Consider the following 22,412-nt stretch of genomic DNA (forward strand, 5'->3'; position numbering starts at 1 on the left):
GCTGACTGGCTATTTCAGCTTCTGTCTCAAATCGATATAGACATTAGTCAGCTTTGCGACATTGGCTTCATCCATGGAGAGCTCTGAGAAGTCCACAAACCAGTTTCCAGTACTGTGCTTATTGATAACAAATAGCTTTTTACCGTTCACAAATCGATACTCAACATCGTAGTCTTTATGGGTCCACGAAAGATTATCCAGAATAGTGAATTTTGTCGGCTGTGCTGGATTTTGCGGATCCCATTTTAAAAAGTCAGTGTACATGGTTATCCAACTTTCGAGACTGTCCTTGGTGACATATCCGAAGTGACTCGACATATCCCCACCGTTGTATATAGCCATTACTGCGTATTTACCTTTATCGTCAAGGCGAAGAATTCCATCAAAACCATCTTTGTACTGCGGTTCATTGACCAGCATCACTTCAACACCGGTTTTGTACTGTGTCCAGGTATAATAGAAAGCTGGTTTTCCAGGCGTTGAACACCCTGCCGTAAGTAACAAAAATATAAGCCCTAGAATTCTAATCATCATTATTCCCTATTTAATAAAAACTATGTCTTTATCACAGTCAATAAAAAAACATACTTAACTTCAGTACATAAACATCCCTGTTATATCGGCAAAAAAAAGACTTTCATGAGCGGTTATTTGAGCTACATATGACGCCTCACCAGATTGTGGTTCAATCAGTAGAGAACCGACCGTTTCACGCTCTTAGCAGACATTCAACGTTAGCGTAAGGCCGAAATCCTGCTTCTACCAAGCAGGATTCCGGCTCCCATCACCCGCCTCAGTGCGCCGTGATATACGGCTCCTTCACAAACTCCGCCAGCAGCCAGACCATATCATGCAGCAGCCCGGTGAGTTCTTTCACCACGCTTGCAGGCAATGTCCCGCCCATCACCGCTAGCGTTAACGCCATGGCATAGTCCACCTGCAGCGTCGTATCCTGCCAGCAGTCCGGCACGCAGGAGGTAATCTTTTCCCCCGCAACCAACTGTTCAACCAGATACGGCGGAAGCTCCGAGTCACAGCACTCGCGCAGTCGTTTCAGCGCAGCCAGCAATCGCTTACAGAGCGTGGCAAACGTCACTGCGTCGTCAGTTTCCACCAGCACGCTCACATAAGCGGTGCAGGCATCGGCCAGTTCGAAGAGATCCGCAGAATCGGGAAGTTGCAGGTGAAGAAGGTGATGAACAGCACTTTCCTCAGAGAGCGAGTAAGAAAATTTAGGGGTAGTAGCCATTTAGCATCCTCTTTGTCCGAAAAATGTCATGTAATGCTAACGGGTTCCTACGCCCGGTTACGGACGTGCCGCAACGCAGGCACTTTACGACCGCGAAGAAGGGATGAAAAGGGAGTCCCCTGATTTACACAAGGTTGCTTGCAGGTTTGCGAGGCGGCTTCCAGAAGGGCATTGCCGGGTGGCGGCTACGCCTTACCCGGCCTACAAAACAGCCAACCAACCTACCCGCGACACGAATCGTAGGCCCGTGCAAGCGCAGCGCCGCCGGGCACAGTTTGCACCATGGTTACTCCTTCATGCAGACCTTTTCATTTTGAGCAACCCTTCTACTCACGTCTGCGTCGCCAGGGACGATGTCCCTCCCGCCGAACCGATGTCTGGCACCGCGAGCAGCCATCCGGGCGTTTAAATGGTTAAAATAAATAATAATAATCATTGCGCAATAAATTTCGCTGTGTCTTAATAGCGTCATCGGTTTGAAATACAGACCTTATGAAAGCAGTTTTAGTAAAGCAGTCCTCAGTTCAGGTGTTATCCTTAGATACTCCTTCTTCGTGAGCCTCCTCCTAAGTGCCAAATAAGTAACTCTCGAAATACAGGCCATCATCGCCACGCTTATGTGGCTCATAAATTAAGGATTTATCTATGTCTAATAAAATGACTGGTTTAGTAAAATGGTTCAACGCAGATAAAGGTTTTGGCTTTATCACTCCTGACGACGGCAGCAAAGATGTATTCGTACACTTCTCTGCTATTCAGAGCGACAACTTCAAAACGCTTGATGAAGGTCAGAAAGTTTCCTTTACCATTGAGAATGGCGCAAAAGGTCCTGCAGCTGGAAATGTTTCTCCACTGTAAGCCGCGCTAAATATCAGTGTGGCGTACGATAGCGATGAAGACAATAGTCCGAGCAGTTAAGCTATACTGATAAAAAATTAACCCGCACCTGTGCGGGTTTTTTATTTTTAAAGGGTAATGGCACCTGAGTTTTATAAAGCAGCTTGCCCATATTCCCTTCAAATTCAGCCTCAAATCCGCTTCACCGTTCGCGAGCGTTCAAAACGCCATCAGCAGCATTTACAGCAAATGCGCCGAGTATGAGCAAAAATGCAATAACTCGTGTAGTCATCATAACCCCCAGTGTTCAGGCAGTTCGCAGGAATCCCTCACTTCTGATTTTCAACATTCGACCTGACAGCCTCCAGCGTCCTTTTACGGATCCAGCCGCTCCCTGCCCGTATTGCCAGCCAGTAGGCCGCCATTTTGAGTTGAGTACGTTTGTCCGGACAGTAGACGAAGGTCTCAGTACAGAGTTCATGTTGACCTGGCGCCAGTTCCGCTACCTGGTAGCGCAGCAACAGTTTTGCGCTGTCCGGCGCGGCGGGTGCCTGAAAAGCAATCGCATCGGGCGCATTTTCCAGACCAAAATCTATCCGCCAGAATTGCCCTCTTAAGCCATAGCAGAGTTCGGATGCTGAGCTGTTCAACAGCGTAAAACTGTGCAGCCCAAAGTTGCCCGTCGAGTTAGCCTGCTGATTGTACAGAAATTTCTGCGGTAATTGCCGCAATGACATCAGCCGCCGAATGACGGGGTCTTGCTGGACGTCAAAGTTGGCAATCAACGGCAGAATATTTTCAGGGTTGGAGGTGTAAATGACCGCTCGATGTTTCTCATGGAACTGAAACTGGGGGAGAAAAGCAGGAACATCCCGCCAGAGAGCAAGCGCTTTGCGGGTAACGAATCCGGGGTTAAGCATCTCTCGTCCTAGTCATCCCTTACGTCCAGCCAGAATAACAGATGGTATGTCGCAGGCAATTACCAGGAAAAGATAGGGGAAGAGGGCAGTAAATGTAACGGGTCGGTTGGGTTAACGACGTTCGCTTCTTTGCGAATGGAGAAGCTCAGTGATTTCTTTACGCTTTCTTGTTGCCCATTCAGGCTTGATAGAGAGCATTAAACTATATTGCCTTCTGAAATAAACCTCTCTGAATTCTTGTTCAGATGAATGGTTTGCTGCATAAGTTGAGGCCAGCCCCGCTACGGCACTCTCCGCAAACCAATAAAGAATTTCATCGTCACTGAGCGTTACTTTTCGCTGTATCTCAAGGCCTCTTTCACTGACGATAAAATGATATTCTTTCCCATGAATTTCAAGATAGGGCGTTGCAACCCCATCAGGTTGGTCAGGGATAAAGAAGTAATGATTTGGCCTTGTTCCTCCGCCTAATTGCTCACCTATTTTTAGAAGCTCATTTCGTAGTTCTTCAATCGTTTTCATAAGCATCTCTTTGTTCTTAATGTAAACGACTCATTATCGCGGATTGGATGGGATATCCGCAACGGCGTGATCCTGTGTTACAGCACTGCGCAAGATATTGCGGTGCCCATCAGTGACGTGGTGGTACCGCCACGGGCTGTGAGGAGCGTGGGGGGGAGTTGAGTTATAGTCTGGAGCGAAGGAAAGACCCGGCCGTTGTGCGCCGGGTAACTCTCTTACTGAGTCTGACGGGCTTTCTCTGCTTTCAACTCTTCCATGGTTGCCTCCAGAATCCAGAGGCACTGAGCACCCTCAAACGTTTCCAGCAGCGCCTGGCGGGTGCGCTGATAGAACGCGTCGATTTCTGCGGGGGATTTCTCTAAAGGCGGCGTACAGACAATATCGCTGCCTACCATGTGCGGCCATTTTCCGGCGTCAATGGAGCGGAGCGCTTTCAGCGTGGCGTTGGTGTTTGTTGTAAGGGCTGCGGCCAGGGCATCCTCCAGTTGCTGCGCCTGCTTGACGTCAGCCGTGGCGGCCAGCGCTGGGGTTTGCTCAATCCAGTGCGCATCACCTGAGGCGATTCCCCTTACTGCTGAAGACCAGTCAGTAACGTCAGCTAATGCCGGGGCTGTAAGAGCGCATAGCAGCAGTACGATCGGGTATTTCATCGCACTACCTCAAGCACGCCGCCGTCGCGAAGAATCTTACGCCTCGTTGACGGTGAGAGAATGATGCACCCCTCGGATGCAAACCCCGCGGGACCATACTTGTGGTCACCATGAATGCGGAATTCTGAGCGACCAAAACTTTCTCCCGAGGTTTGCTCAAGAATGATGGTTATCGGTCCTTTAGAATTCGAATGACCCGCGATTTTATACGTCCCGCGAGGCAGTGGTCCCAGTCCTTTCACATGCTGACGGTCCGGGTTATTTTTATTCGTAAGAGCACCGGAATATCCGGTCTCAATTAATTTGCCGTCTTTATACATCTTGCCGGTAGACTGCTCATACTTCCATCCCATAACATTCTCCTTATGCCGTCTTGCGGTCGTTCCAGCTATCTGAATGTATGATGTTACCGTCGACATAGCGCCAGGTAATTTTTTCATACAGCAGCTCTACCAGCTCAAGATGGTTATGCTTCTCGTAGTCAGGATCTTTGACGTCAAGCATCATTGGACAGACGCTGACGATCGTTACTCCCTCCATAAGGGTGGAAAAATATTCCACTTCCTTACCGGCATCGTTGATACGGTAAAACTTTACCTCTGCGGATTTTAGCTTCTGACCCGTGCTGACAGCCTTGTACAAATAGGGGCTGGAGGCGTCGATCTCTTTATCGAAAGAATAGGGGGAATGGAGGCGAAGACTGGTCGCCTTGCCGTTATGTTTGTCCGTGGGCTGCATTATGCCGTGGTTCAGTGCAATTATCTCGATACTTCCATCACGACCATGTATATCGACAGAACCTTTGATGTCGGCACCACCGTCGTCTTTGAGCCATAAATAAGCGGGAATAGCCATTTGTTTAAAACTCCATTTAAGGAAAAACTGAAAAAGGCTTTTGCTTTAGTTGGTTACGTAACCAGGGTAACGCTAGTGCTTACAAAATGGTCCGTCAATTTTATATGGTATGGATATAAAACGATCTGAGGTTTCGTTGATGCAAATTAAGAAAAGGTGGGGTCTTACGGTTTGTAACTGGATAAAGTGCTAGTATTTAAAATGGTAGTTTAACTTAAAGTTTGATTAAGTAAATATTGGTTGAAAAATTAATAAATGGTTGAATTATTATTGGGTTTGCATAGGGTTGACGATTTATGTGTTCATTGAAAATGCTCCTAATAGCACGTCAATAATTTTACTTGGCAACGGTGTGCATAATAGGTAGGAATTGTGAATCCTGTCACATTTTGTGTGCAAGAGCTTATAGGCTTCATTCCCCTTAACAAGAATTTTACCTGGTCTGATATCTTTAGCAGACTTTATCAACGACATTCCCGGTCCGCTCTGTACCAGAAGTGGACAATGTTATATTCTCTTCTTCTTGTATTCAAATAATTGATAGGTAAAATCTGGATTATGGAAGTAGTCACTTCAAAAATGAGGTAATGATATGGCGATGATTGATTCACATAGAAGAAATGTTGAACGTAAAAGATATGAAATCGCGCGATTGATTGATCAAAAGGCTAAAGAATATGCAAAAATAACGAGCTTAAATAATAAAGTTCAGTCGGCGACAAAGCGAATGAACTCATCTAAGTCATTAGCAACGATTAGCAGTAGACAAAAGGAAATATACAAATACCAAGCAGAGATATCTAAAGTTGAAAAGAAAATATCAGAACTCGAAACCAAAATATCAAGAAAAAACAAAGAGTTGCAACCTGTGCAAAGAAAAATAGATAATGTGGAAGTTAACGAATACAAAAAACGCCAAAAACAGCAAGATAAATTCCAGCGCGAACAAACTAGTGCATTCAGTACTGTAAATAAAATATTGTCGGAACACTCTAATATGATAAAGAATTTAAGTGAATTACCTAAAGAAATTACAGTGTTGTTTCTTGCTTCAAATCCACAAGATCAAGGGCAGTTAAGGTTAGATGAAGAAGTTCGTTCTATAAAAGAAATGATTACTAAATCGCGTCACCGTGATGCAGTAAAATTGGAATCATGTTGGGCTATTAGACCTGGTGACATTCTACAGTATATGAATGAATATATGCCAACAATTGTACATTTTAGCGGTCACGGGAGTTCCAATGATGAATTAGTCCTTATGGATAACAACTTCAATACTAAATTAGTGTCGATGGAGTCTATCGTTCAGGCAATGAGTGTCGCAAATGACAACTTAAGACTAGTGTTTTTCAATACATGTCACTCCAGAAATCAAGCTAATAAAGTAGTTGAACACATTGAATGTGCCATCGGAATGAGCGACTCAATTACAGATGATGCTGCGAGAACTTTTTCTGCGCAATTTTACTCATCTTTAACTTTTGGCCTTTCTGTTGAAAAGTCGTTTAATCAAGCGAAAGCAGCTTTAATGCTAGAGAGTATTCCAGAACAGAACACACCAACGCTTTTTATGAAATCTGGTTGTGATGCAGCCAATACATACATTATTGCACAGTCAGATTAATCAATGTCTCTAATAAATACCTAATTGTTCACTATGTATCATTTATCGGTGTGTTGAACAAATTTTATTTTAATAGGAAAATGGTAATGTCCGCTCTTCGTTCTTAACTGACATTCAACAAACAACGTTGTATTTTGCGTAAGGCCGAAATCCCGTTTCTTACCCAGCAGAATTTCGGCCTCCCATCCCCGCCTCAATGCGCCGTTATATACGGCTCCTTCACAAACTCCGCCAACAGCCAGACCATATCATGCAATAGCCCGGTGAGTTCTTTCGCCACGCTCGCAGGCAGTGTCCCGCCCATGACCGCCGCGTGAGGGCCAGCGCATAATCAACCTGCAACGCCGTTTCCTGCCAGCAGTCTGGCACGCAGGAAACGATCTTCTCCCCCGCGATGAGTCGTTCAACCAGATGCGGGGGAAGTTCCGTATCGCAACATTCACGCAGGCGTTTAAGCAGCGCCAGCAAGCGATCGCAAAGTAAGGAAAACGTCATGGAATCGTCAGTTTCAACCAGCACGCTCACACAGGCGGCGCAGGTGTCAGCCAGTTCGAAGAGATCTGCGGAATCGCAAAGTTGAAGATTGATGAAGTGGTGAACAGCGCTTTCTTCAGAAAGCGCATAAGAAAAGTTAGGTGTAGTAGCCATTTAGCATCCTCGTTGTGCAAAAAAGTGTCATGTTATGCTAACGGGTTCCTACGCCCGGTTACGGATGTGCCGCAACGCAGGCACTTTACGACCGCGAAGAAGGGATGAAAAGGGATGCCCATGAATTACATAAGGTTGCTTGCAGGTTTGCGAGGCGGCTTCCAGAAGGGCATTACCGGGTGGCGGCTGCGCCTTACCCGGCCTACAAAAAACCAAAACCCCTATACTGCCGTCATCCCTCGCTCATCATCGTCAAAAACCGCTTTACCGTCCGCGAGCGTTCAAAGCGCCGCCAGCACAGCGCGATATCGGTATAAAGCTCCGGTGAGCTCAGCGCGTGATAGGTCACGTTCGGCGGTGAAATAGCCGCCATCGACTTCGGCACCAGCGCGAAGCCGCCGCCCGCGGAAACCATGCTCAGGGAGGAGGAAAGCTGCGACGACTGCAGCGCGTGCTGCACGTCAATCCCGGCCCGCTCGCAGCAGCCGTGAACCCGTTCGTACAGCCCCGGCGCGACCTCCTGCGGGAACAGCACCACCGGCGTATCCCGAAGCTGCTCTAGCGCCAGCGAATCGCACGCCGCCAGCGGATGGTCGCGATGCAGCGCCACCACCATCGGCTCCCGGTCGAGGATTGTTAACTCGAATGCCTTGCTGCTCTCGCACGGCAGGCGCACGAAGGCGATATCCAGTTCACCTTCGGCCAGCATCGTCGTCAGCGACGACATATTGGCTTCCACCTGGTGAACCTGCACCGCCATGTTCTGCACCTGAAACTGGCGAATCAGCGCGAAAATTTTGGGATGAAAAGCGTCGGAGCTGGTGATGCCAATCGACAGGTTGCCGTTCAGCCCGCGCGCGATGCCGCGGGCCTTTTCCAGCGCGGCATCGCTCAGCGCCAGGATCTTGCAGGCGTCCTCGTAGAAGGCTTCTCCCGCCTCGGTCAGCTCCACGCCCCGCGTCAGGCGTCTGAACAGCGGCGTGCCCACTTCCTCTTCGAGCCGTTTGATCTGCTGACTCAGAGGAGGCTGTGAAATACCCAGCGCTTCGGCCGCCCTGGTGAAGTGTCGCTCGCGTGCAACCGCGACAAAATACCGCAGATAACGAAGTTCCATATCTAAAACGTCTCAAACCAGCATGGTTTCTATATTGGAACTCTCTGCTGAATCGGGTCAACATTTATTTAACCTTTCTAAATAAAGTTGAAGAGGACCAGCGTGATGATGCATTCATCTGCCTGCGACTGTGAGGCCAGCCTGTGCGAGACCCTGCGGGGGTTCTCCGCCCGGCATCCTGACAGCGTGATCTATCAGACATCGCTAATGAGCGCCCTGCTAAGCGGCGTGTACGAGGGGGAGACCACCATCGCCGATCTGCTGGCACACGGTGATTTTGGTTTGGGCACCTTCAACGAGCTGGACGGTGAAATGATTGCCTTCAGCAGCCAGGTGTACCAGCTGCGCGCCGACGGCAGCGCCCGGGCCGCGAAGCCGGAGCAGAAAACGCCGTTCGCGGTAATGACCTGGTTCCAGCCGCAGTACCGTATCACCTTCAATGCGCCGGTCAGCCGTCAGCAGATCCACGACGCGATCGACCAGCAGATCCCCTCCGACAACCTGTTCTGCGCGCTGCGCATTGACGGCAACTTCCGCCACGCCCACACCCGCACCGTACCGCGCCAGAAGCCGCCGTACCGCGCGATGACCGACGTGCTGGACGACCAGCCGGTGTTCCGCTTTAACCAGCGCGAAGGGGTGCTGGTGGGGTTCCGCACCCCGCAGCACATGCAGGGCATCAACGTGGCGGGCTATCACGAGCATTTCATCACCGACGACCGTCAGGGCGGGGGCCATCTGCTCGACTACCAGCTGGAGAGCGGCGTGCTCACCTTCGGTGAAATTCACAAGCTGATGATTGACCTGCCCGCCGACAGCGCGTTCTTACAGGCCAACCTTCACCCCAGCAATCTTGATGCAGCGATCCGTTCCGTCGAAAACTAACAGGAGAACTACCGTGAACAGTGAGAAACAGTCACGTCAGTGGGCGCACGGCGCCGATATGGTTGTCGGCCAGCTGGAAGCGCAGGGCGTGAAGCAGGTGTTCGGGATCCCGGGTGCGAAAATCGACAAGGTCTTTGACTCCCTGCTGGACTCTTCCATTGAGATCGTTCCGGTACGCCACGAGGCCAACGCGGCGTTTATGGCGGCGGCGGTAGGGCGGTTGACCGGCAAGGCCGGGGTGGCGCTGGTCACCTCCGGGCCGGGCTGTTCCAACCTGATCACCGGCATTGCCACCGCCAACAGCGAAGGCGACCCGGTGGTCGCGCTGGGCGGGGCGGTGAAGCGGGCGGATAAAGCCAAGCTGGTGCACCAGAGCATGGACACCGTTGCCATGTTCAGCCCTGTCACCAAATACGCCGTGGAGGTCAATTCACCGGACGCGATTGCCGAGGTGGTATCGAACGCGTTTCGCGCCGCCGAGCACGGCAGGCCGGGGGGCGCGTTCGTCAGCCTGCCGCAGGATATTGTCGACCAGCCCGCGACGGGGGCGATTTTACCCGCCAGCGGCCCGGCGCTGATGGGCCCGGCACCGGAGTCGGCGATTAACGACGTGGCGAAGCTTATCGAAAACGCCAAAAACCCGGTCATCTTACTCGGCCTGATGGCCAGCCAGCCCGCGAACAGCGCCGCGCTGCGCAAGCTGCTGGAGAAAAGCCGTATTCCGGTGACCAGCACCTATCAGGCCGCCGGGGCGGTAAACCAGGAGCACTTCACCCGCTTCGCCGGACGCGTCGGCCTGTTCAATAACCAGGCGGGCGACCGGCTGTTGCATCTGGCGGATCTGATCATCTGCATCGGCTACAGCCCGGTGGAGTACGAGCCGTCCATGTGGAACAGCGGCGACGCGACGCTGGTGCACATTGACGTGCTGCCTGCCTATGAAGAGCGTAACTACGTGCCGGATCTGGAGCTGGTGGGGGATATCGCCGAAACGCTGAACCTGCTTGCTAACCGCATTGACCATAAGCTCGAGCTGAGCCAGCGGGCGTCAGAGATTCTGGTCGATCGCCAGCACCAGCGGGATCTGCTCGATCGCCGCGGCGCCTCGCTCAACCAGTTTGCCCTGCACCCGCTGCGCATCGTGCGCGCCATGCAGGACATCGTGAACAGCGACGTGACGCTCACCGTGGATATGGGCAGCTTCCACATCTGGATCGCCCGCTACCTCTACAGCTTCCGGGCGCGTCAGGTAATGATCTCCAACGGTCAGCAGACCATGGGCGTTGCGCTGCCGTGGGCGATTGGCGCGTGGCTGGTGAACCCGGGCCGCAAGGTGGTGTCGGTCTCCGGTGACGGCGGCTTCCTGCAGTCGAGCATGGAGCTGGAAACCGCGGTGCGCCTCAACGCCAACGTGCTTCACATCATCTGGGTGGATAACGGCTACAACATGGTGGCGATTCAGGAAGAGAAAAAATACCAGCGGCTTTCCGGCGTCGAGTTCGGCCCGGTCGATTTCAAAGCGTATGCCGACGCCTTCGGTGCGAAAGGCTTTGCCGTGGAGAGCGCCGAGGCGCTGGAACCCACGCTGCGTGCGGCGATGGATGTGGATGGCCCTGCCGTCGTGGCCATTCCCGTCGACTACAGCGATAACCCGCTGCTGATGGGCCAGCTCCATCTCAGCCAGATTTTGTGAATCAACATAAGGACAGAGAAATGCAAAAAGTTGCTCTCGTAACAGGCTCAGGCCAGGGGATTGGTAAAGCGATCGCGCTTCGCCTGGTGAAAGACGGCTTTGCCGTCGCCATCGCCGACTATAACGATGAGACGGCAAGAGCCGTCGCCGATGAAATCATCCGTAACGGCGGGAACGCCGTCGCCGTGAAGGTCGATGTCTCTGACCGCGAGCAGGTATTTGCGGCGGTGGAGAAAGCGCGCACCGCGCTGGGCGGTTTCAACGTCATCGTTAACAACGCCGGGATTGCGCCGTCTACGCCTATCGAATCCATCACGCCGGACATTGTCGACAAGGTCTACAACATCAACGTGAAAGGGGTGATCTGGGGGATCCAGGCCGCGATTGACGCCTTCCGCAAAGAGGGGCACGGCGGCAAGATCATCAACGCCTGCTCCCAGGCGGGCCACACCGGCAACCCTGAGCTGGCGGTCTACAGCTCCAGTAAATTCGCGGTGCGCGGCTTAACCCAGACCGCGGCACGGGATCTCGCGCCGCTGGGGATCACCGTTAACGCCTACTGCCCGGGCATCGTCAAAACGCCGATGTGGGCGGAAATCGACCGTCAGGTCTCCGAGGCGGCGGGCAAACCGCTCGGCTACGGGACTGAAACCTTTGCCAAACGCATTACGCTTGGCCGCCTGTCCGAGCCGGAAGATGTGGCCGCCTGCGTCTCATACCTTGCAGGGCCGGATTCCGACTACATGACCGGCCAGTCGCTCTTAATTGATGGTGGGATGGTGTTTAATTAAATTCTAATAAGCTCTGACATGAGTTTTCCCCTGCACTCGTGCAGGGGCTTTTTTTTGTCTCCTCCGTCATTGTGCATTACACTGCGCGCTGCAAAACTTTAGTCATTACGATCTGACAGGCGGTAACAGCGATGAACGGTACAATCACAACGTGGTTTAAAGATAAAGGCTTCGGATTTATCAAAGATGAAAACGGCGACAACCGCTATTTTCATGTGATTAAGGTCGCGAATCCCGATCTGATTAAGAAAGATGCCGCGGTGACCTTTGAGCCAACCACCAACAACAAAGGCCTTTCCGCCTATGCGGTGAAGGTGATACCGGAAAGCAAACATCTCTTTATTGCGGGCGAGCGCGTGAAGCTCTCCTCCATCAAATCCTTCGTGGTGTTTAACGAAGAAGAACCGGTTGATACCAAAATCGACAAAGAGAACGCGGTGCTGTCGGTGGGGCTGCTGATGAACAGCATCAAGCCGAAATCCGAGAAAAAGCCGGGCGAAATGCGCACGGTGAAGAAGCTGGCGATCACCACCTTCCAGAATACGACGCTGATCTTCACCGAAGATGAGATCGATATTGATGCCACGGTGAAGCTTCTGAAGTGATTTTTTGCCGGGTGGCGGCTACGCCTTACCCGGCCTACAAAACCCGTGCGGCGCTCGCCGCCACGCGGTTTACCCCATCCTGTGCTCACCCCGCAACATCGCCTCACGGTCAAACACCCGCTGGATCTCTCCGTGCGCCATAAATGCCGCCCGGTCGGACATATGCGCAATCACGTCCGCATCGTGGCTCACCAGCAGGTAGGTCATGCCGTGCTCGGCTTTCAGGCGGTTGAGCAGGTTCAGGATCTCCGCCTGCACGGACATATCCAGCGCCGAGGTCGGCTCGTCCAGCAGCAGAAGCTGCGGGCGCAGCAGCAGCGCGCGGGCAATCGCCACGCGCTGGCGCTGGCCGCCGGAAAGCTGATGCGGATAACGCCTGCCCGCGTCGGCGGAAAGCCCCACCTGCTGCAGCGCATCCGCCACCTTTTCGGCAATCTGCGTTTCGCCGTGGATGTTTAACGGCTCCGACAGGGTGCGCGCAACGGTGTGGTTCGGGTGCAGCGACGCCCACGGATCCTGAAACACCATCTGCACGTTGCGGCGAAGCTCGCCTTCAAAACGCCGTCCTGGCCGTAACGCTTCTCCCAGGATCGAAATACTGCCGTTCCACTCGCGCTGCAGCCCCGCCAGCACGCGCAGAATAGTCGATTTTCCGCAGCCGGATTCGCCGATCAGGCTGAAGGTTTCACCTTTCTCGATGGCAAAGCTGGCGGCGGACACCGCCGTTTTCTCTCCGAAGCTCACCTGGAGATCCTTTACTTCAACGAGCGTCATGATCGGTCTCCTTCCACCGCTGCGAACGGTCCAGCGTCGGCAGCATCTGGCCGAAGGTGTTGGCGTTTGGACAGCAGGTCCACAGGGTGCGCGTATACGGGTGCGTCGCCTGCGGCAGCCGGTTCGCCGCCATCTCATCGACCTTCTCGCCCTGATACATCACCAGCACGCGGTCGCAGTGTTCCGCCACCAGCGGCAGATCGTGGCTGATTAACAGCATCGCCATCTGGCGTTCTTCGCTCTGCTGCACCAACAGCTCGAGGATCTGGTTGCGCAGGCGGGCGTCCAGCGCGGAGGTGGGTTCGTCGGCAATCAGCACCTGCGGGTTGTTGATGAGCGCAATCGCAATCATCACCCGCTGGCCCATGCCCCCGGAGAGCTCGCCTGGATAACGCTGGAGGACATGTTCGTTAAGTCCGACGGCGCGGATGATGTCGTGAATGCGCGCCCGGCGCTCGGCGCGGGGCAGGCGCTGATGCAGGGTCAGCGCCTCATCAAGCTGGGCGGCGACGTTTTTCGCCGGATTCAGCGCGTAGCGCGGATCCTGCAGGACCATCGCAATCCCGTTGCCGCGCAGCGCCTGCCAGCGGCGGGTGCTCAGGGTCAGCAGGTCGTTGCCGAGCACGTTAAGCCGGTTCGCACTCACGATGCCGGGCTTACGCACCAGCCCCATCAGGGCGCGGGCGGACATCGACTTGCCCGAGCCAGATTCCCCCACCAGTGCCAGCCGCTCGTTGCCCAGCGTGAAGCTCAGGCTGTTGACCACGCGCGCGGCGGGGTAGTCGATATTCAGCGCATCGACGATGACGCGTTGTTCAGTCATGCTGTGGCTCCAGTACGTCGCGCAGGCCATCGCCCAGCAGGTTAAAGGCCAGGCTGGCAAACAGAATCGCGCCGCCCGGAATGGCGGCAATCCACCACTGGTCGAAAATGACCTGCATGCCGTCGGCGATCATCGCGCCCCATTCGGCCATTGGAGGGCGTGCGCCAAGGCCGAGGAAGCCCAGCCCGGCGGCGGCCAGAATAATGCCCGCCAGATCCAGCGCCAGCCGCACAATCGCGGACGGCAGGCACAGGGGCAGAATATGGCCGACCAGCAGGCGCAGCCCGCGAATGCCCATCATTTCGGCGGCGGCGAGATAGTCGCTGTGGCGCAGACGCTGAATTTCACTCCGCGCCTGACGCGCGTAGGCGGGCCAGGTAGTTAGGGCCAGCGCCAGCGCGCCGTTGACCAGCCCCGGGCCGAGCATCGCCACGAAGGCGAAGGCGAGGATCAGGCGCGGCATCGACATCACCACGTCGGTAAAGCGCATCAGGATGCGCTCCATCCAGCCGCCGTAGTAGCCGGACAAAATCCCCACCAGCAGCCCGGCGGGCAGGGTGATGACGGTGACCAGCGCCACCAGCCCGAGCGCCGGACGGGTGCCGTAAATCAGGCGCGAGAGCAGGTCGCGCCCGTAGCTGTCGGTGCCCAGCCAGTGCTGGATATTGGGTGCCTGTAAGCGTGCGGCGGCGTCCTGCCAGTTCGGGTCAAGCGGCGCAAGCCACGGCGCGAGCAGGGCGATAACCACCAGCAGCGCGATGGCAGCCAGCCCGCAAAACGCGGCAGGGGAGCGGCGCAGGCGGCGTAAGAAAAGATAAAACGGCATCAGCGCACCCTGGGATCGGTCGCCCGCACGAGCAGGTCGGTAAGGTTATTGATCAGCACAAAGCTCACGCCAATCAGCAGCGTGCCGCCCATGATGGCGGTGGTGTCTCCGGCGAACAGGGCGGTGGTGAGGTAGCGCCCGATGCCCGGCCAGGAGAAGACGGTTTCGGTCAGTACCGCGCCTTCCAGCATGCTGGTGTAGGCCAGGGCGATCACCGTCAGCAGGGTGCCGCGAATGTTCGGCAGCACGTGGCGCAGCAGAATGGCCATCTCCCCTGCACCCTTGGCGCGGGCAAGCAGAATGTACTCTTTGTTCATCTCGCTCAGGCAGGCGGAGCGCGTCAGGCGGGTGATGCTCGCGAGCGAGTAATAGGCCAGCAGCAGCACCGGCAGCACCAGGTGGCTGACGGCGTTGCGGAACGCCTCGCGGTCGCCGGAAAGCCAGGTATCCACCAGCGCAAAGCCGGTGCGCGGCTCGACGGTGAACTGCCAGATATCGTCCAGCCTGCCGGGACCCGCGCTCCACTGCAGCTTCGCGTAGAACAGGGCCAGCATCAGCAGGCCGAGCCAGAAAATCGGCACCGAGTTGCCGAGCAGGGTGAGGGTTCTGATGGCGAGATCGAGCGGCGAACCGGCGTAGCGGGCGCACAGCACCCCGGCAATCACGCCGAGCACGGCGCCGATGATTAACGCCAGCGTTGCCAGCTCCAGCGTGGCGGGGAAGGCGTGCAGCAGATCCTGCAGCACCGGCTGCCCGGTGGCGCTGGCCGTGCCTAAATCACCGTGGGCAAGGTTTTGCAGGTAGTGCCAGAACTGCACGGGCAGGGGCCTGTCCAGCCCGAGCTGGTGGCGAACCTGATCGTAGGTTGACTGGCTGGCGTGATCGCCGACGATCTGCAGCACGCGATCGACAGGTGAAAACGCCGAGAGCGCAAACGTGACGAGCAGCAGCCCGAAGAGCGTGAGCAGCAGGGTCAGCAGACCCTGGAGCACGCGGGTGGAAAGATGTGGCATGGGAAATCTCTTCATGCCGGGTGGCGGCTTCGCCTTACCCGGCCTACAAAAACCGAGAACGTAGGCCGGGTGAGCGCAGCGCCACCCGGCAACAAGGGCTACTTCGTGACGCGATCGTACCAGACCATATCCGCGTTCAGCCCCTGCTGATACCCCTTCACGCTATCGCGCACCACGATCTGGGTTTTACCCTGATCGACAAACACGTACGGCGAATTCTGCTGCAGCTGTTCCTGCATCTTCTTGTAGAGATCCAGACGCTTCGCCGGATCCGGCTCGGCTACCGCCGCCAGCGTGGCTTTGTTCAGCTCCGGGATTTTCCAGCCGTTAAGCCCGGCCACGGTGCTGGATTTACCGTCGTTCCACGCAAAGGCGCTGGCGTTAGAGTGCGCGTCAAAATAGTCCGGGATCCACAGACGGATCGCCGCCTGGTGCTGCTTCGCGCGCACGCGGGCATAGACCTGGCTCCCGGCGGCAGGCAGCAGATCGACCTTCACGCCCCCCTGAGCAAAGCTCGCCTGCATCGACTGGGCGATGGTGATAAACGGCGGCTTGTTCTCCACGTCCAGCGTGAAGTGCGCGTCTTTAATGCCCGCTTTGGCGAGGATCGCTTTCGCTTTTGCCGGGTCAAACGTAAATGGATTGTCCTCCAGCGCGCCCGGCAGGCCGACCGGCAGGAAGCTCTGATGGACAAAATACTGGCCTTTCAGCAGATTTTTGGTGATGCCTTCATAGTCCACCAGCCAGCGCGACGCTTCCCAGAAGGCCGGGTTGTTCAGCAGCGGGTTGGCGCTGTTGCCGGTGTTAAACACCAGGTAATTTTGCTCGGCGGACGAAATGCTCAGCACCTTGACGCCCGGCTTGCCGTCCAGGGCGCTAATCTGGTCTGCACCCAGATCGCGCGCCACGTCCGCATCACCCTGCTGGATCAGCAGGCGGCGTGACGCCGGGTCGGGGACGTTTTTAATGATGATGCTTTTAAGCTTCGGCGCGCCGCCGGGCGCTGACTCGTTGGCTTCCAGCACGATGGCCTGATGCGGCTGATAGACGCGCATTTTGAACGCGCCGCTGCCCGCCGAGTGCATTTTCAGCCAGGCGTTACCGAAGTCGTTATCCTTCACGTTCGCCGCGACCTGCTTTTCATCGACGATGGAGGCAATCGGCGTGGAGAGAATATTCAGCGCCACCGACGGGCTCACGTCCGCCGTCCAGTGAAGCGTGAGGGTATGGTCGTCCACCTTTTTCAGCTGGCTGGCGATGTTGCTCGCGTCCCAGCCCAGCACGTTCAGGATGAATGCCGGGGATTTGTTCAGCGTCACGGCGCGGGTGTACGAGAAGATCACGTCTTCCGGGCGCAGCGGGTTGCCGGACGCGAATTTGGCATCGGGCTTAAGTTTAATCGTGAGCGTTTTTGCTGCCGCGTCCGCTTCCCAGCTTTCCGCCAGAATCGGGGTGATTTTTTCCGGGTTATCGCGGTCCGGCTGTACCAGGCGCTGATAGAGGCTAGGCACGGTCTGGATGCTGGAAAGCTCGTTGGCTTCAGCCGGGTCGAGGCTTACGATGTCATCAAGCCCCTGGGCAACAACCAGCGTGTTGGGCGGAGTAGCGGCGTGGGCAGCGCTTGAGAGCGCAGCCAGCACCAGTAACGGCAGCAATTTTTTAGTCATAGCGATCCCTGAGAAGAATATATTGTGATTGTTTTATGCTCCGCTACGTTAGGTCGTCTCTGAAATTACGCAAAGTCGAAATTCAGCTTTCCTTATGCCTTCCGGGAATATCGCATGCGCTCGGGCTATTAAAATACGCCGCTTTTCGCCCGCTTTTTAACCTGCTATAACAAATGCCTTACCTTTCAGGGAGTCACCGCCGTGCCCGAAATCAATCATCATGGTCAAACCGTTAACGATATCGTTCCCGACTGGAAAGGCGCGCGCGTTTTAACCCGCACGCCGCTGTTCGGCCAGTATTGCCGCCTGGAGCCGCTGGATGCCGATCGCCACGCGGCCGATCTCTATGAGGCCTACGCGCTGGGCGACGACAGCGACTGGACGTGGCTTGCCAGCACGCAGCCAGCGAGCGTGGAAGCCACCGCGCACTGGATCATGGCTAAGGTGATGGACGATGAGCTGGTGCCGTTTGCCGTCATTGATTTACGCACCGAGCGTGCGGTGGGGCTGGTGAGCTATATGGCTAACGAGCGGCTGCTGGGGTCGGTGGAGATCGGGCACGTGACCTGGTCGCGCAGGATGAAAGGGACCCGGATGGGCACCGAAACGGTGTGGCTGCTGCTGAAAAATGCGTTTGAGCACGGCTACCGGCGCCTCGAGTGGAAGTGCGATTCCATGAACATTGCGTCACGCAGCGCGGCGGAGCGGCTGGGGTTTGTCTGGGAAGGACGTCTGCGCCAGAAGCTGGTGCGCAAAGGGCGCAACCGCGACAGCGATATGCTTTCTATTATTGACGGCGAGTGGCCGCAAAGAGACGCCGAACTGCGCGCCTGGCTGGCGGCGGAGAATTTTGACGCACAAGGGCGGCAGATTAAAAGGCTTGAGGCATTTCGGTTATAAGAGCGTTTATGTAGGGTACAGCGACATTCTGTGATTAATCTGCCGAAATCACGATTTCAATTAAGTTGGTTTTGCCGGATTGCAGCCCGTTGGCCACCGCCGTGGCGATGTCCGCCGCCTGGGTAACCCGGCAGCAGTGGATGCCCATGGCGCTGCCCAGCGACTGAAAATCGATGTGCGGGTTAACCAAGTCCATTCCGATAAAGCGTCCCAGCTGCGTTGAACTGTAGGCGGGCTGGCTCTTCATAAAGTTTTTGAGCACGTTGTACTCCAGGTTATTCATGACGATAAAGGTCACGGGGAGATTTTCGTGTGCCGCCGTCCAGAGCGCCTGCGGGGAATACAGTGAAGCGCCGTCGCCCATCAGGCACACTACCGGCTCGCGGCCCAGCCCCAGCGAGTGTCCCACCGCCGCAGGCATCCCCCAGCCCAGACCGCCGCCGCGCATGAAGTAGTAGCGCGGGTGCTGCTGGTCGGAAATAAACCGGCGAACGTGCCTGGCCGTTGCAATCGCCTCGTCGACAATCGTGATGCCCGGCGGAACGGACTTTATCACCTCGTAGGCCGCGACCATCGGCGAAATCGCCGGGCGCAGCCGCTCGGCAGCCAGGCGCTCTTCCTGCAGTTGCCACTCTTTTTCACGTTCAGCGCGTGCCGTTTTGAGCAGCCGCTGACGCGTCAATTTGCTTGCTACCCGGCGTTGCTCAAGCTTCGGTAACAGTTCCTTCAGGGAGAGTTTGATATCCCCCATCACCGAGAGGCGGGTGGCGTAGGTGCGGCCCAGCTCGTTCATGTCGGCTGAAAGCTGATAAACCGCGCACGTCCCCGGGATAGCGTCCCCTTCGCTGTACAGAATGGTGATCAGGCTTCTGCCGCCGATGATAAACACCGCGTCGTAGGCGTTAACGATGCTGGCAATTTCGCAGGCGGTGGTAGGCATGTTGCCGCGCCAGAGCGCGTGCTGCGTGGGAAAGGGGAGGTTCAACGGCCAGGAGGAGCCGTAAACGTGGGCACCGAGCGCTTCCGCAAGCTGGACAATCTCCTGCGTCGAGCCGCTGGAGTGAACTTCATCCCCCGCCACAATCATGATCCTGCCGGGCGTAACCTGGCTCAGCTCCTCCGCCAGCTCGTCCAGCGAGCCCGCCACGGTGTGATAGTTCACCTTTGAGGCCGTTTGTATCCCGGCATCGCTGAGCTCTTCCATCACGTTCATTGGCAGAGAGAGCAGCACCGGACCCGCGGGAGGGTAGCTGGCGGCATGAAAAGCGCGGCGCACAAGAACCGGGAGCTGATCGGCGCTGGTGACCTCCTGCGCCCATTTCACCACCGGCGAACCAATGGAAACAATGTCATCGTACAGGAGCGGGTCGCGCACGTAGTGCCGCGTGTCCTGCTGCCCGACGGTGACCACCAGCGGCGTTTTCATGATCCGCGAGTTGATTAAATTTCCCATCCCGTGCCCAAGACCGCTGGCCGTGTGCAAATTGATAAAACCCGTTTTGCCGGAGGCTTTCGCATAGCCGTCGGCAATGGCGACCACGCTGCTCTCCTGGAGCGCCAGAATATAGTGAATGTTTTCATGACGAAGCAGGGCGTCAATCAGCGGAAGTTCCGTTGTGCCGGGGTTGCCAAATATATATTCCACACCTTCACTCTCCAGCACCTCAAGGAGAATATCGGCGCCGGAGCGCATATTTAAATCTGATAGGGACGTTAATGATTTAATCATAATGACACCTCATTCAGTATTATTTAAGGCATGCTAAAATTCTTCCTGCGTGGGGCGAACAACAATTTCATTAATATCAACGTCGCCTGGCTGTTCGATGGCAAATAAAACGGAACGGGCAATCGACTCTGCCGGAATAGCCTGCTTGTAAAATTCATGCAGGAACTGTTTGCTCGGGGCATCAGAGCTGCCGAACTGCAGTTCGCTTTCAACCGCGCCGGGGGAAATAAGGGTAGTCCGAATGGTTTTCCCAGCCTCCTGACGTAACCCTTCACTCAGGGCGCGGACGGCGAATTTCGTGGCGCTGTATACTACGCCACCGGGGGCAAGGACCTTGATGCCCGCCACGGAGGCAACGTTAATAAAGTGTCCGCTTCCCTGACGCTGGAACACCGGGAATGCCGCCGCGATACCGTACAGCACGCCTTTGAGATTGGTATCAATCATCCTGTCCCACTCGTCGGTTTTGAGCTCGCTGATGGGGGCGATAGCCATATAGCCCGCGTTGTTGATCAGTACATCGACGCGTTGGTATGCGGCGACGGCGGCGTTTATCGCCTTCTGTACCTCTTCCTGGCGCGTGACATCGGCTTTAACGGCAATCGCCTGCCCGCCCTGCTGAATAATTTGATCCACCAGGGCGTTGATTCTATCCAGACGGCGCGCGACCAGGACCAGCGAAAACGGTTTATCGGCTAAATGGAGGGCAATGGCCTGACCGATACCGCTGCTGGCACCGGTGATAACAACAACTTTGTTTGCACTATTATTCATGATCTTATCTCACTGTTGTATGATTCAAAATAAATAAAAAGAAGGGAAAGATTTAAGAGTTATTAAAAATTCTTAAATGCTCGTTTTTGATATATTCTGTATCTGGAATGAAATAATACTCGCTTAAAACTTAATGGCGTGCGGAAGAGAATGTCAATAACGTTTTTTAATAATTAAATTAATTGCAGTCCTAATATTTAATTCTTATATGTAACAATCATATGAACAGAATGAAATTTGCCGATCCTCGCGGCCTTGCGAACAAGGCCTGAGAATTAAATTTTTCCACTGTAGAGCACGGGACCGGTGGGTTGACCGGTAGGTGACCCCCCTTCGGGCTCGAGGCTTATGGCTATCATTGCATCAGGGGTAAGGGTGTTGTTCCTGAGGGCAACATGGGTCGGTATATCACTTTGCAGCAGCCCAAGGGATATCGGGGCCTTCCCGGCAGGAATAAGCCAAAGCTGCAGGCTGTTTTGCGCCGCGACAGCGCTCGGCCTGAGAGGCGTTATGCTCAGATACTGGCGGCGGCTGTCCGCACTGACGATCCATTGCCCGTGCTGTTGGGCATCGTTGAGCACCATCAGCGGTGCGAGTTCCGGCGTGCGGGTGGTATACCAGGCTACCGCGCTAACGGCGGCGATGCCGGCCGCGACCATCCAGCCGAGATAAGGCCGGCTTTGGCGCAAAGGCTTTTTCGGCGGCAGATCGAGGGCGATCTTCTTCCACACCGTTTCGGGTGGGGTCACGGGCGCGAGATGGCTGTCGAGCGTGCTGAACGTTTCCTGCCAGTACGCCACGCGGGCGGCCAGACCGGGCTCCGCGGCAAGCCTTTTCTGGAACTGAAGCCGCGCCCCTCCGCGCAGGGTGCCGAGGGCATATTCTGCAGCCAGCATGTCATCGCGTTTTTCGCTGTCATTCATAGACCCACGCACTCCCGAAGATGATCCATCGCGCGGCGGATCCAGCTTTTTACCGAGCCCACAGGCTGCTGGAGCCAGTCGGCAATGTCGCTGTGGGACATGCCCTGATAGTAGGCGAGCGTAATACTCTGGCGCTGTTCATGACTCAAATGTTCCAGACAATGCCTGAGCCGCGCTGCCTGCGCGTCGTCGTGCCAGTTATTCTGCTCATCGCTTTCGCTTAGCTGAATATCTTCCGAATACGACTCCTCATGGGCGGCAGCCCGGGTTTGCCCGCTGCGCAGCCAGTCAATACAGCGGTTGCGAACAATATGCGTAAGCCAGGTCATAGGGGAGCTCAGGGTAGCGTTATAGGTTTCGGCTTTACTCCAGACGGTGACAAAACAGTCGTGAAGGATCTCTTCTGCCCAGGCGCGATGGCGCAGCATGCGCAGCGCGACGGCAAACAGGTGAGGCGATGTGAGTCGGTAAAGTTGTTCAAATGCGCGGCGATCGCCGTTAGCGATCGCCTGCATTAATTTCAACTGCTGTTCAGCCAGCGCGTTATCCATGTTTTTCCCGGAAGGCAACGTCACACTTCCGAAGTA

24 protein-coding genes and 1 pseudogene are annotated in these 22,412 nt (G+C 55.3%); 7 read left to right on the forward strand and 18 right to left on the reverse strand.

Annotation, left to right across the window (positions count from 1 at the left end):
• Positions 1–9: 9 nt before the first annotated feature.
• Positions 10–534, reverse strand: a complete 525-nt coding sequence (locus AB8846_RS05185) for a hypothetical protein (protein WP_235836566.1) — start codon at positions 532–534, stop codon at positions 10–12.
• 259 nt (positions 535–793) lie between these two features.
• The gene (locus AB8846_RS05190; protein ID WP_370732221.1) at positions 794–1,249 is read right to left on the reverse strand and encodes a hypothetical protein; all 456 of its coding nucleotides are present in this window, start codon (positions 1,247–1,249) and stop codon (positions 794–796) included.
• A gap of 645 nt (positions 1,250–1,894) precedes the next feature.
• Between AB8846_RS05190 and cspA the strand changes: the two genes are divergently transcribed.
• A complete protein-coding gene (gene cspA, locus AB8846_RS05195; RefSeq protein ID WP_022647355.1) occupies positions 1,895–2,107 on the forward strand; it encodes an RNA chaperone/antiterminator CspA in 213 nt (70 codons plus the stop codon).
• Positions 2,108–2,415: 308 nt separating this feature from the next.
• On the opposite strand, the gene AB8846_RS05200 is transcribed toward cspA, so the two are convergent.
• From AB8846_RS05200 to AB8846_RS05220, 5 genes are all read right to left on the reverse strand, one after another.
• Positions 2,416–3,006, reverse strand: coding sequence for a hypothetical protein (locus AB8846_RS05200; RefSeq protein WP_370732222.1), 591 nt, complete (start codon positions 3,004–3,006; stop codon positions 2,416–2,418).
• A gap of 111 nt (positions 3,007–3,117) precedes the next feature.
• The gene (locus AB8846_RS05205; protein WP_370732223.1) at positions 3,118–3,528 is read right to left on the reverse strand and encodes an Imm63 family immunity protein; all 411 of its coding nucleotides are present in this window, start codon (positions 3,526–3,528) and stop codon (positions 3,118–3,120) included.
• 215 nt (positions 3,529–3,743) lie between these two features.
• Entirely contained in the window at positions 3,744–4,178 is a 435-nt protein-coding gene (locus AB8846_RS05210; protein WP_032641840.1) for a hypothetical protein, read from the reverse strand.
• Entirely contained in the window at positions 4,175–4,531 is a 357-nt protein-coding gene (locus tag AB8846_RS05215; RefSeq protein ID WP_248237513.1) for a tlde1 domain-containing protein, read from the reverse strand. The genes AB8846_RS05210 and AB8846_RS05215 overlap by 4 nt, the downstream gene beginning before the upstream one ends.
• 10 nt (positions 4,532–4,541) lie before the next feature.
• The gene (locus tag AB8846_RS05220; RefSeq protein ID WP_370732224.1) at positions 4,542–5,033 is read right to left on the reverse strand and encodes an Hcp family type VI secretion system effector; all 492 of its coding nucleotides are present in this window, start codon (positions 5,031–5,033) and stop codon (positions 4,542–4,544) included.
• Positions 5,034–5,625: 592 nt separating this feature from the next.
• Here AB8846_RS05220 and AB8846_RS05225 point away from each other — a divergent pair.
• Positions 5,626–6,660, forward strand: coding sequence for a CHAT domain-containing protein (locus AB8846_RS05225; RefSeq protein ID WP_370732225.1), 1,035 nt, complete (start codon positions 5,626–5,628; stop codon positions 6,658–6,660).
• 193 nt (positions 6,661–6,853) lie between these two features.
• Here the strand turns inward: AB8846_RS05225 and AB8846_RS05230 are convergent.
• Together AB8846_RS05230 and AB8846_RS05235 are read right to left on the reverse strand one after the other, a co-directional pair.
• Positions 6,854–7,308: pseudogene (locus AB8846_RS05230) on the reverse strand (hypothetical protein).
• Between the two features lie 232 nt (positions 7,309–7,540).
• Entirely contained in the window at positions 7,541–8,422 is an 882-nt protein-coding gene (locus AB8846_RS05235; protein ID WP_370732226.1) for a LysR family transcriptional regulator, read from the reverse strand.
• A 105-nt stretch (positions 8,423–8,527) separates the two neighbouring features.
• Between AB8846_RS05235 and budA the strand changes: the two genes are divergently transcribed.
• The 4 genes from budA (at position 8,528) to AB8846_RS05255 (ending at position 12,396) form a co-directional block, all read left to right on the forward strand.
• Positions 8,528–9,307 (forward strand): acetolactate decarboxylase, encoded by a 780-nt coding sequence (gene budA, locus AB8846_RS05240; RefSeq protein ID WP_370732227.1) that lies wholly within the window; start codon positions 8,528–8,530, stop codon positions 9,305–9,307.
• Complete coding sequence (alsS, locus tag AB8846_RS05245; RefSeq protein WP_370732228.1) at positions 9,279–11,000, forward strand: acetolactate synthase AlsS; 1,722 nt, start codon at positions 9,279–9,281, stop codon at positions 10,998–11,000. Before budA ends, alsS begins: the two co-directional genes overlap by 29 nt.
• 20 nt (positions 11,001–11,020) lie before the next feature.
• Positions 11,021–11,791, forward strand: a complete 771-nt coding sequence (locus tag AB8846_RS05250; RefSeq protein ID WP_370732229.1) for a (S)-acetoin forming diacetyl reductase — start codon at positions 11,021–11,023, stop codon at positions 11,789–11,791.
• 131 nt (positions 11,792–11,922) lie between these two features.
• Positions 11,923–12,396, forward strand: coding sequence for a cold-shock protein (locus AB8846_RS05255; RefSeq protein WP_063145236.1), 474 nt, complete (start codon positions 11,923–11,925; stop codon positions 12,394–12,396).
• A gap of 69 nt (positions 12,397–12,465) precedes the next feature.
• Here the strand turns inward: AB8846_RS05255 and AB8846_RS05260 are convergent, their stop codons facing one another.
• The 5 genes from AB8846_RS05260 to AB8846_RS05280 all read right to left on the reverse strand — a co-directional run bounded on the left by AB8846_RS05260 (position 12,466) and on the right by AB8846_RS05280 (position 17,499).
• Positions 12,466–13,170, reverse strand: coding sequence for an ABC transporter ATP-binding protein (locus AB8846_RS05260; protein WP_370732230.1), 705 nt, complete (start codon positions 13,168–13,170; stop codon positions 12,466–12,468).
• Positions 13,157–13,993 carry an ABC transporter ATP-binding protein gene (locus tag AB8846_RS05265; protein WP_370732231.1) on the reverse strand — a complete coding sequence of 279 codons (837 nt, stop codon included), beginning with the start codon at positions 13,991–13,993 and terminating at the stop codon, positions 13,157–13,159. The genes AB8846_RS05260 and AB8846_RS05265 overlap by 14 nt, the downstream gene beginning before the upstream one ends.
• On the reverse strand, positions 13,986–14,819 hold the full coding sequence (locus AB8846_RS05270; RefSeq protein WP_370732232.1) for an ABC transporter permease: 834 nt from the start codon (positions 14,817–14,819) through the stop codon (positions 13,986–13,988). The genes AB8846_RS05265 and AB8846_RS05270 overlap by 8 nt, the downstream gene beginning before the upstream one ends.
• Positions 14,819–15,832: an ABC transporter permease gene (locus tag AB8846_RS05275; protein ID WP_370732233.1), complete on the reverse strand. Its 1,014-nt coding sequence runs from the start codon at positions 15,830–15,832 to the stop codon at positions 14,819–14,821. The genes AB8846_RS05270 and AB8846_RS05275 overlap by 1 nt, the downstream gene beginning before the upstream one ends.
• Before the next feature lie 98 nt (positions 15,833–15,930).
• Positions 15,931–17,499, reverse strand: a complete 1,569-nt coding sequence (locus AB8846_RS05280; protein ID WP_370732234.1) for an ABC transporter substrate-binding protein — start codon at positions 17,497–17,499, stop codon at positions 15,931–15,933.
• Positions 17,500–17,700: 201 nt separating this feature from the next.
• Here AB8846_RS05280 and AB8846_RS05285 point away from each other — a divergent pair, with 201 nt between their 5' ends.
• Positions 17,701–18,399 carry a GNAT family N-acetyltransferase gene (locus AB8846_RS05285; protein WP_370732235.1) on the forward strand — a complete coding sequence of 233 codons (699 nt, stop codon included), beginning with the start codon at positions 17,701–17,703 and terminating at the stop codon, positions 18,397–18,399.
• A 34-nt stretch (positions 18,400–18,433) separates the two neighbouring features.
• On the opposite strand, the gene AB8846_RS05290 is transcribed toward AB8846_RS05285, so the two are convergent.
• The 4 genes from AB8846_RS05290 to AB8846_RS05305 all read right to left on the reverse strand — a co-directional run bounded on the left by AB8846_RS05290 (position 18,434) and on the right by AB8846_RS05305 (position 22,376).
• Positions 18,434–20,128 (reverse strand): thiamine pyrophosphate-binding protein, encoded by a 1,695-nt coding sequence (locus AB8846_RS05290; protein WP_370732236.1) that lies wholly within the window; start codon positions 20,126–20,128, stop codon positions 18,434–18,436.
• 33 nt (positions 20,129–20,161) lie between these two features.
• Positions 20,162–20,902 carry an SDR family oxidoreductase gene (locus AB8846_RS05295; protein ID WP_063145243.1) on the reverse strand — a complete coding sequence of 247 codons (741 nt, stop codon included), beginning with the start codon at positions 20,900–20,902 and terminating at the stop codon, positions 20,162–20,164.
• A 275-nt stretch (positions 20,903–21,177) separates the two neighbouring features.
• Entirely contained in the window at positions 21,178–21,825 is a 648-nt protein-coding gene (locus AB8846_RS05300) for an anti-sigma factor domain-containing protein (protein ID WP_370732305.1), read from the reverse strand.
• Positions 21,822–22,376, reverse strand: coding sequence for an RNA polymerase sigma factor (locus tag AB8846_RS05305; RefSeq protein ID WP_063145245.1), 555 nt, complete (start codon positions 22,374–22,376; stop codon positions 21,822–21,824). The genes AB8846_RS05300 and AB8846_RS05305 overlap by 4 nt, the downstream gene beginning before the upstream one ends.
• Positions 22,377–22,412 lie beyond the last annotated feature (36 nt).

Origin of the sequence: Enterobacter sp. KB-221C9 (assembly GCF_041320715.1) — a bacterium.
Taxonomy (GTDB): domain Bacteria; phylum Pseudomonadota; class Gammaproteobacteria; order Enterobacterales; family Enterobacteriaceae; genus Enterobacter; species Enterobacter asburiae_D.

Bases quoted from the DNA above. Each gene is read 5' to 3' on its own strand.
- AB8846_RS05275 (WP_370732233.1), bottom strand. From the start codon at position 15,832: ATGCCACATCTTTCCACCCGCGTGCTCCAGGGTCTGCTGACCCTGCTG.
- AB8846_RS05295 (WP_063145243.1), bottom strand. From the start codon at position 20,902: ATGAATAATAGTGCAAACAAAGTTGTTGTTATCACCGGTGCCAGCAGC.
- AB8846_RS05250 (WP_370732229.1), top strand. From the start codon at position 11,021: ATGCAAAAAGTTGCTCTCGTAACAGGCTCAGGCCAGGGGATTGGTAAA.
- budA (WP_370732227.1), top strand. From the start codon at position 8,528: ATGATGCATTCATCTGCCTGCGACTGTGAGGCCAGCCTGTGCGAGACC.
- AB8846_RS05235 (WP_370732226.1), bottom strand. From the start codon at position 8,422: ATGGAACTTCGTTATCTGCGGTATTTTGTCGCGGTTGCACGCGAGCGA.
- AB8846_RS05220 (WP_370732224.1), bottom strand. From the start codon at position 5,033: ATGGCTATTCCCGCTTATTTATGGCTCAAAGACGACGGTGGTGCCGAC.
- AB8846_RS05225 (WP_370732225.1), top strand. From the start codon at position 5,626: ATGGCGATGATTGATTCACATAGAAGAAATGTTGAACGTAAAAGATAT.
- alsS (WP_370732228.1), top strand. From the start codon at position 9,279: ATGCAGCGATCCGTTCCGTCGAAAACTAACAGGAGAACTACCGTGAAC.
- AB8846_RS05280 (WP_370732234.1), bottom strand. From the start codon at position 17,499: ATGACTAAAAAATTGCTGCCGTTACTGGTGCTGGCTGCGCTCTCAAGC.
- AB8846_RS05255 (WP_063145236.1), top strand. From the start codon at position 11,923: ATGAACGGTACAATCACAACGTGGTTTAAAGATAAAGGCTTCGGATTT.
- AB8846_RS05215 (WP_248237513.1), bottom strand. From the start codon at position 4,531: ATGGGATGGAAGTATGAGCAGTCTACCGGCAAGATGTATAAAGACGGC.
- AB8846_RS05210 (WP_032641840.1), bottom strand. From the start codon at position 4,178: ATGAAATACCCGATCGTACTGCTGCTATGCGCTCTTACAGCCCCGGCA.
- AB8846_RS05270 (WP_370732232.1), bottom strand. From the start codon at position 14,819: ATGCCGTTTTATCTTTTCTTACGCCGCCTGCGCCGCTCCCCTGCCGCG.
- AB8846_RS05185 (WP_235836566.1), bottom strand. From the start codon at position 534: ATGATGATTAGAATTCTAGGGCTTATATTTTTGTTACTTACGGCAGGG.
- AB8846_RS05305 (WP_063145245.1), bottom strand. From the start codon at position 22,376: ATGGATAACGCGCTGGCTGAACAGCAGTTGAAATTAATGCAGGCGATC.
- AB8846_RS05205 (WP_370732223.1), bottom strand. From the start codon at position 3,528: ATGAAAACGATTGAAGAACTACGAAATGAGCTTCTAAAAATAGGTGAG.
- AB8846_RS05190 (WP_370732221.1), bottom strand. From the start codon at position 1,249: ATGGCTACTACCCCTAAATTTTCTTACTCGCTCTCTGAGGAAAGTGCT.
- AB8846_RS05290 (WP_370732236.1), bottom strand. From the start codon at position 20,128: ATGATTAAATCATTAACGTCCCTATCAGATTTAAATATGCGCTCCGGC.
- AB8846_RS05260 (WP_370732230.1), bottom strand. From the start codon at position 13,170: ATGACGCTCGTTGAAGTAAAGGATCTCCAGGTGAGCTTCGGAGAGAAA.
- AB8846_RS05265 (WP_370732231.1), bottom strand. From the start codon at position 13,993: ATGACTGAACAACGCGTCATCGTCGATGCGCTGAATATCGACTACCCC.
- AB8846_RS05300 (WP_370732305.1), bottom strand. From the start codon at position 21,825: ATGAATGACAGCGAAAAACGCGATGACATGCTGGCTGCAGAATATGCC.
- AB8846_RS05200 (WP_370732222.1), bottom strand. From the start codon at position 3,006: ATGCTTAACCCCGGATTCGTTACCCGCAAAGCGCTTGCTCTCTGGCGG.
- cspA (WP_022647355.1), top strand. From the start codon at position 1,895: ATGTCTAATAAAATGACTGGTTTAGTAAAATGGTTCAACGCAGATAAA.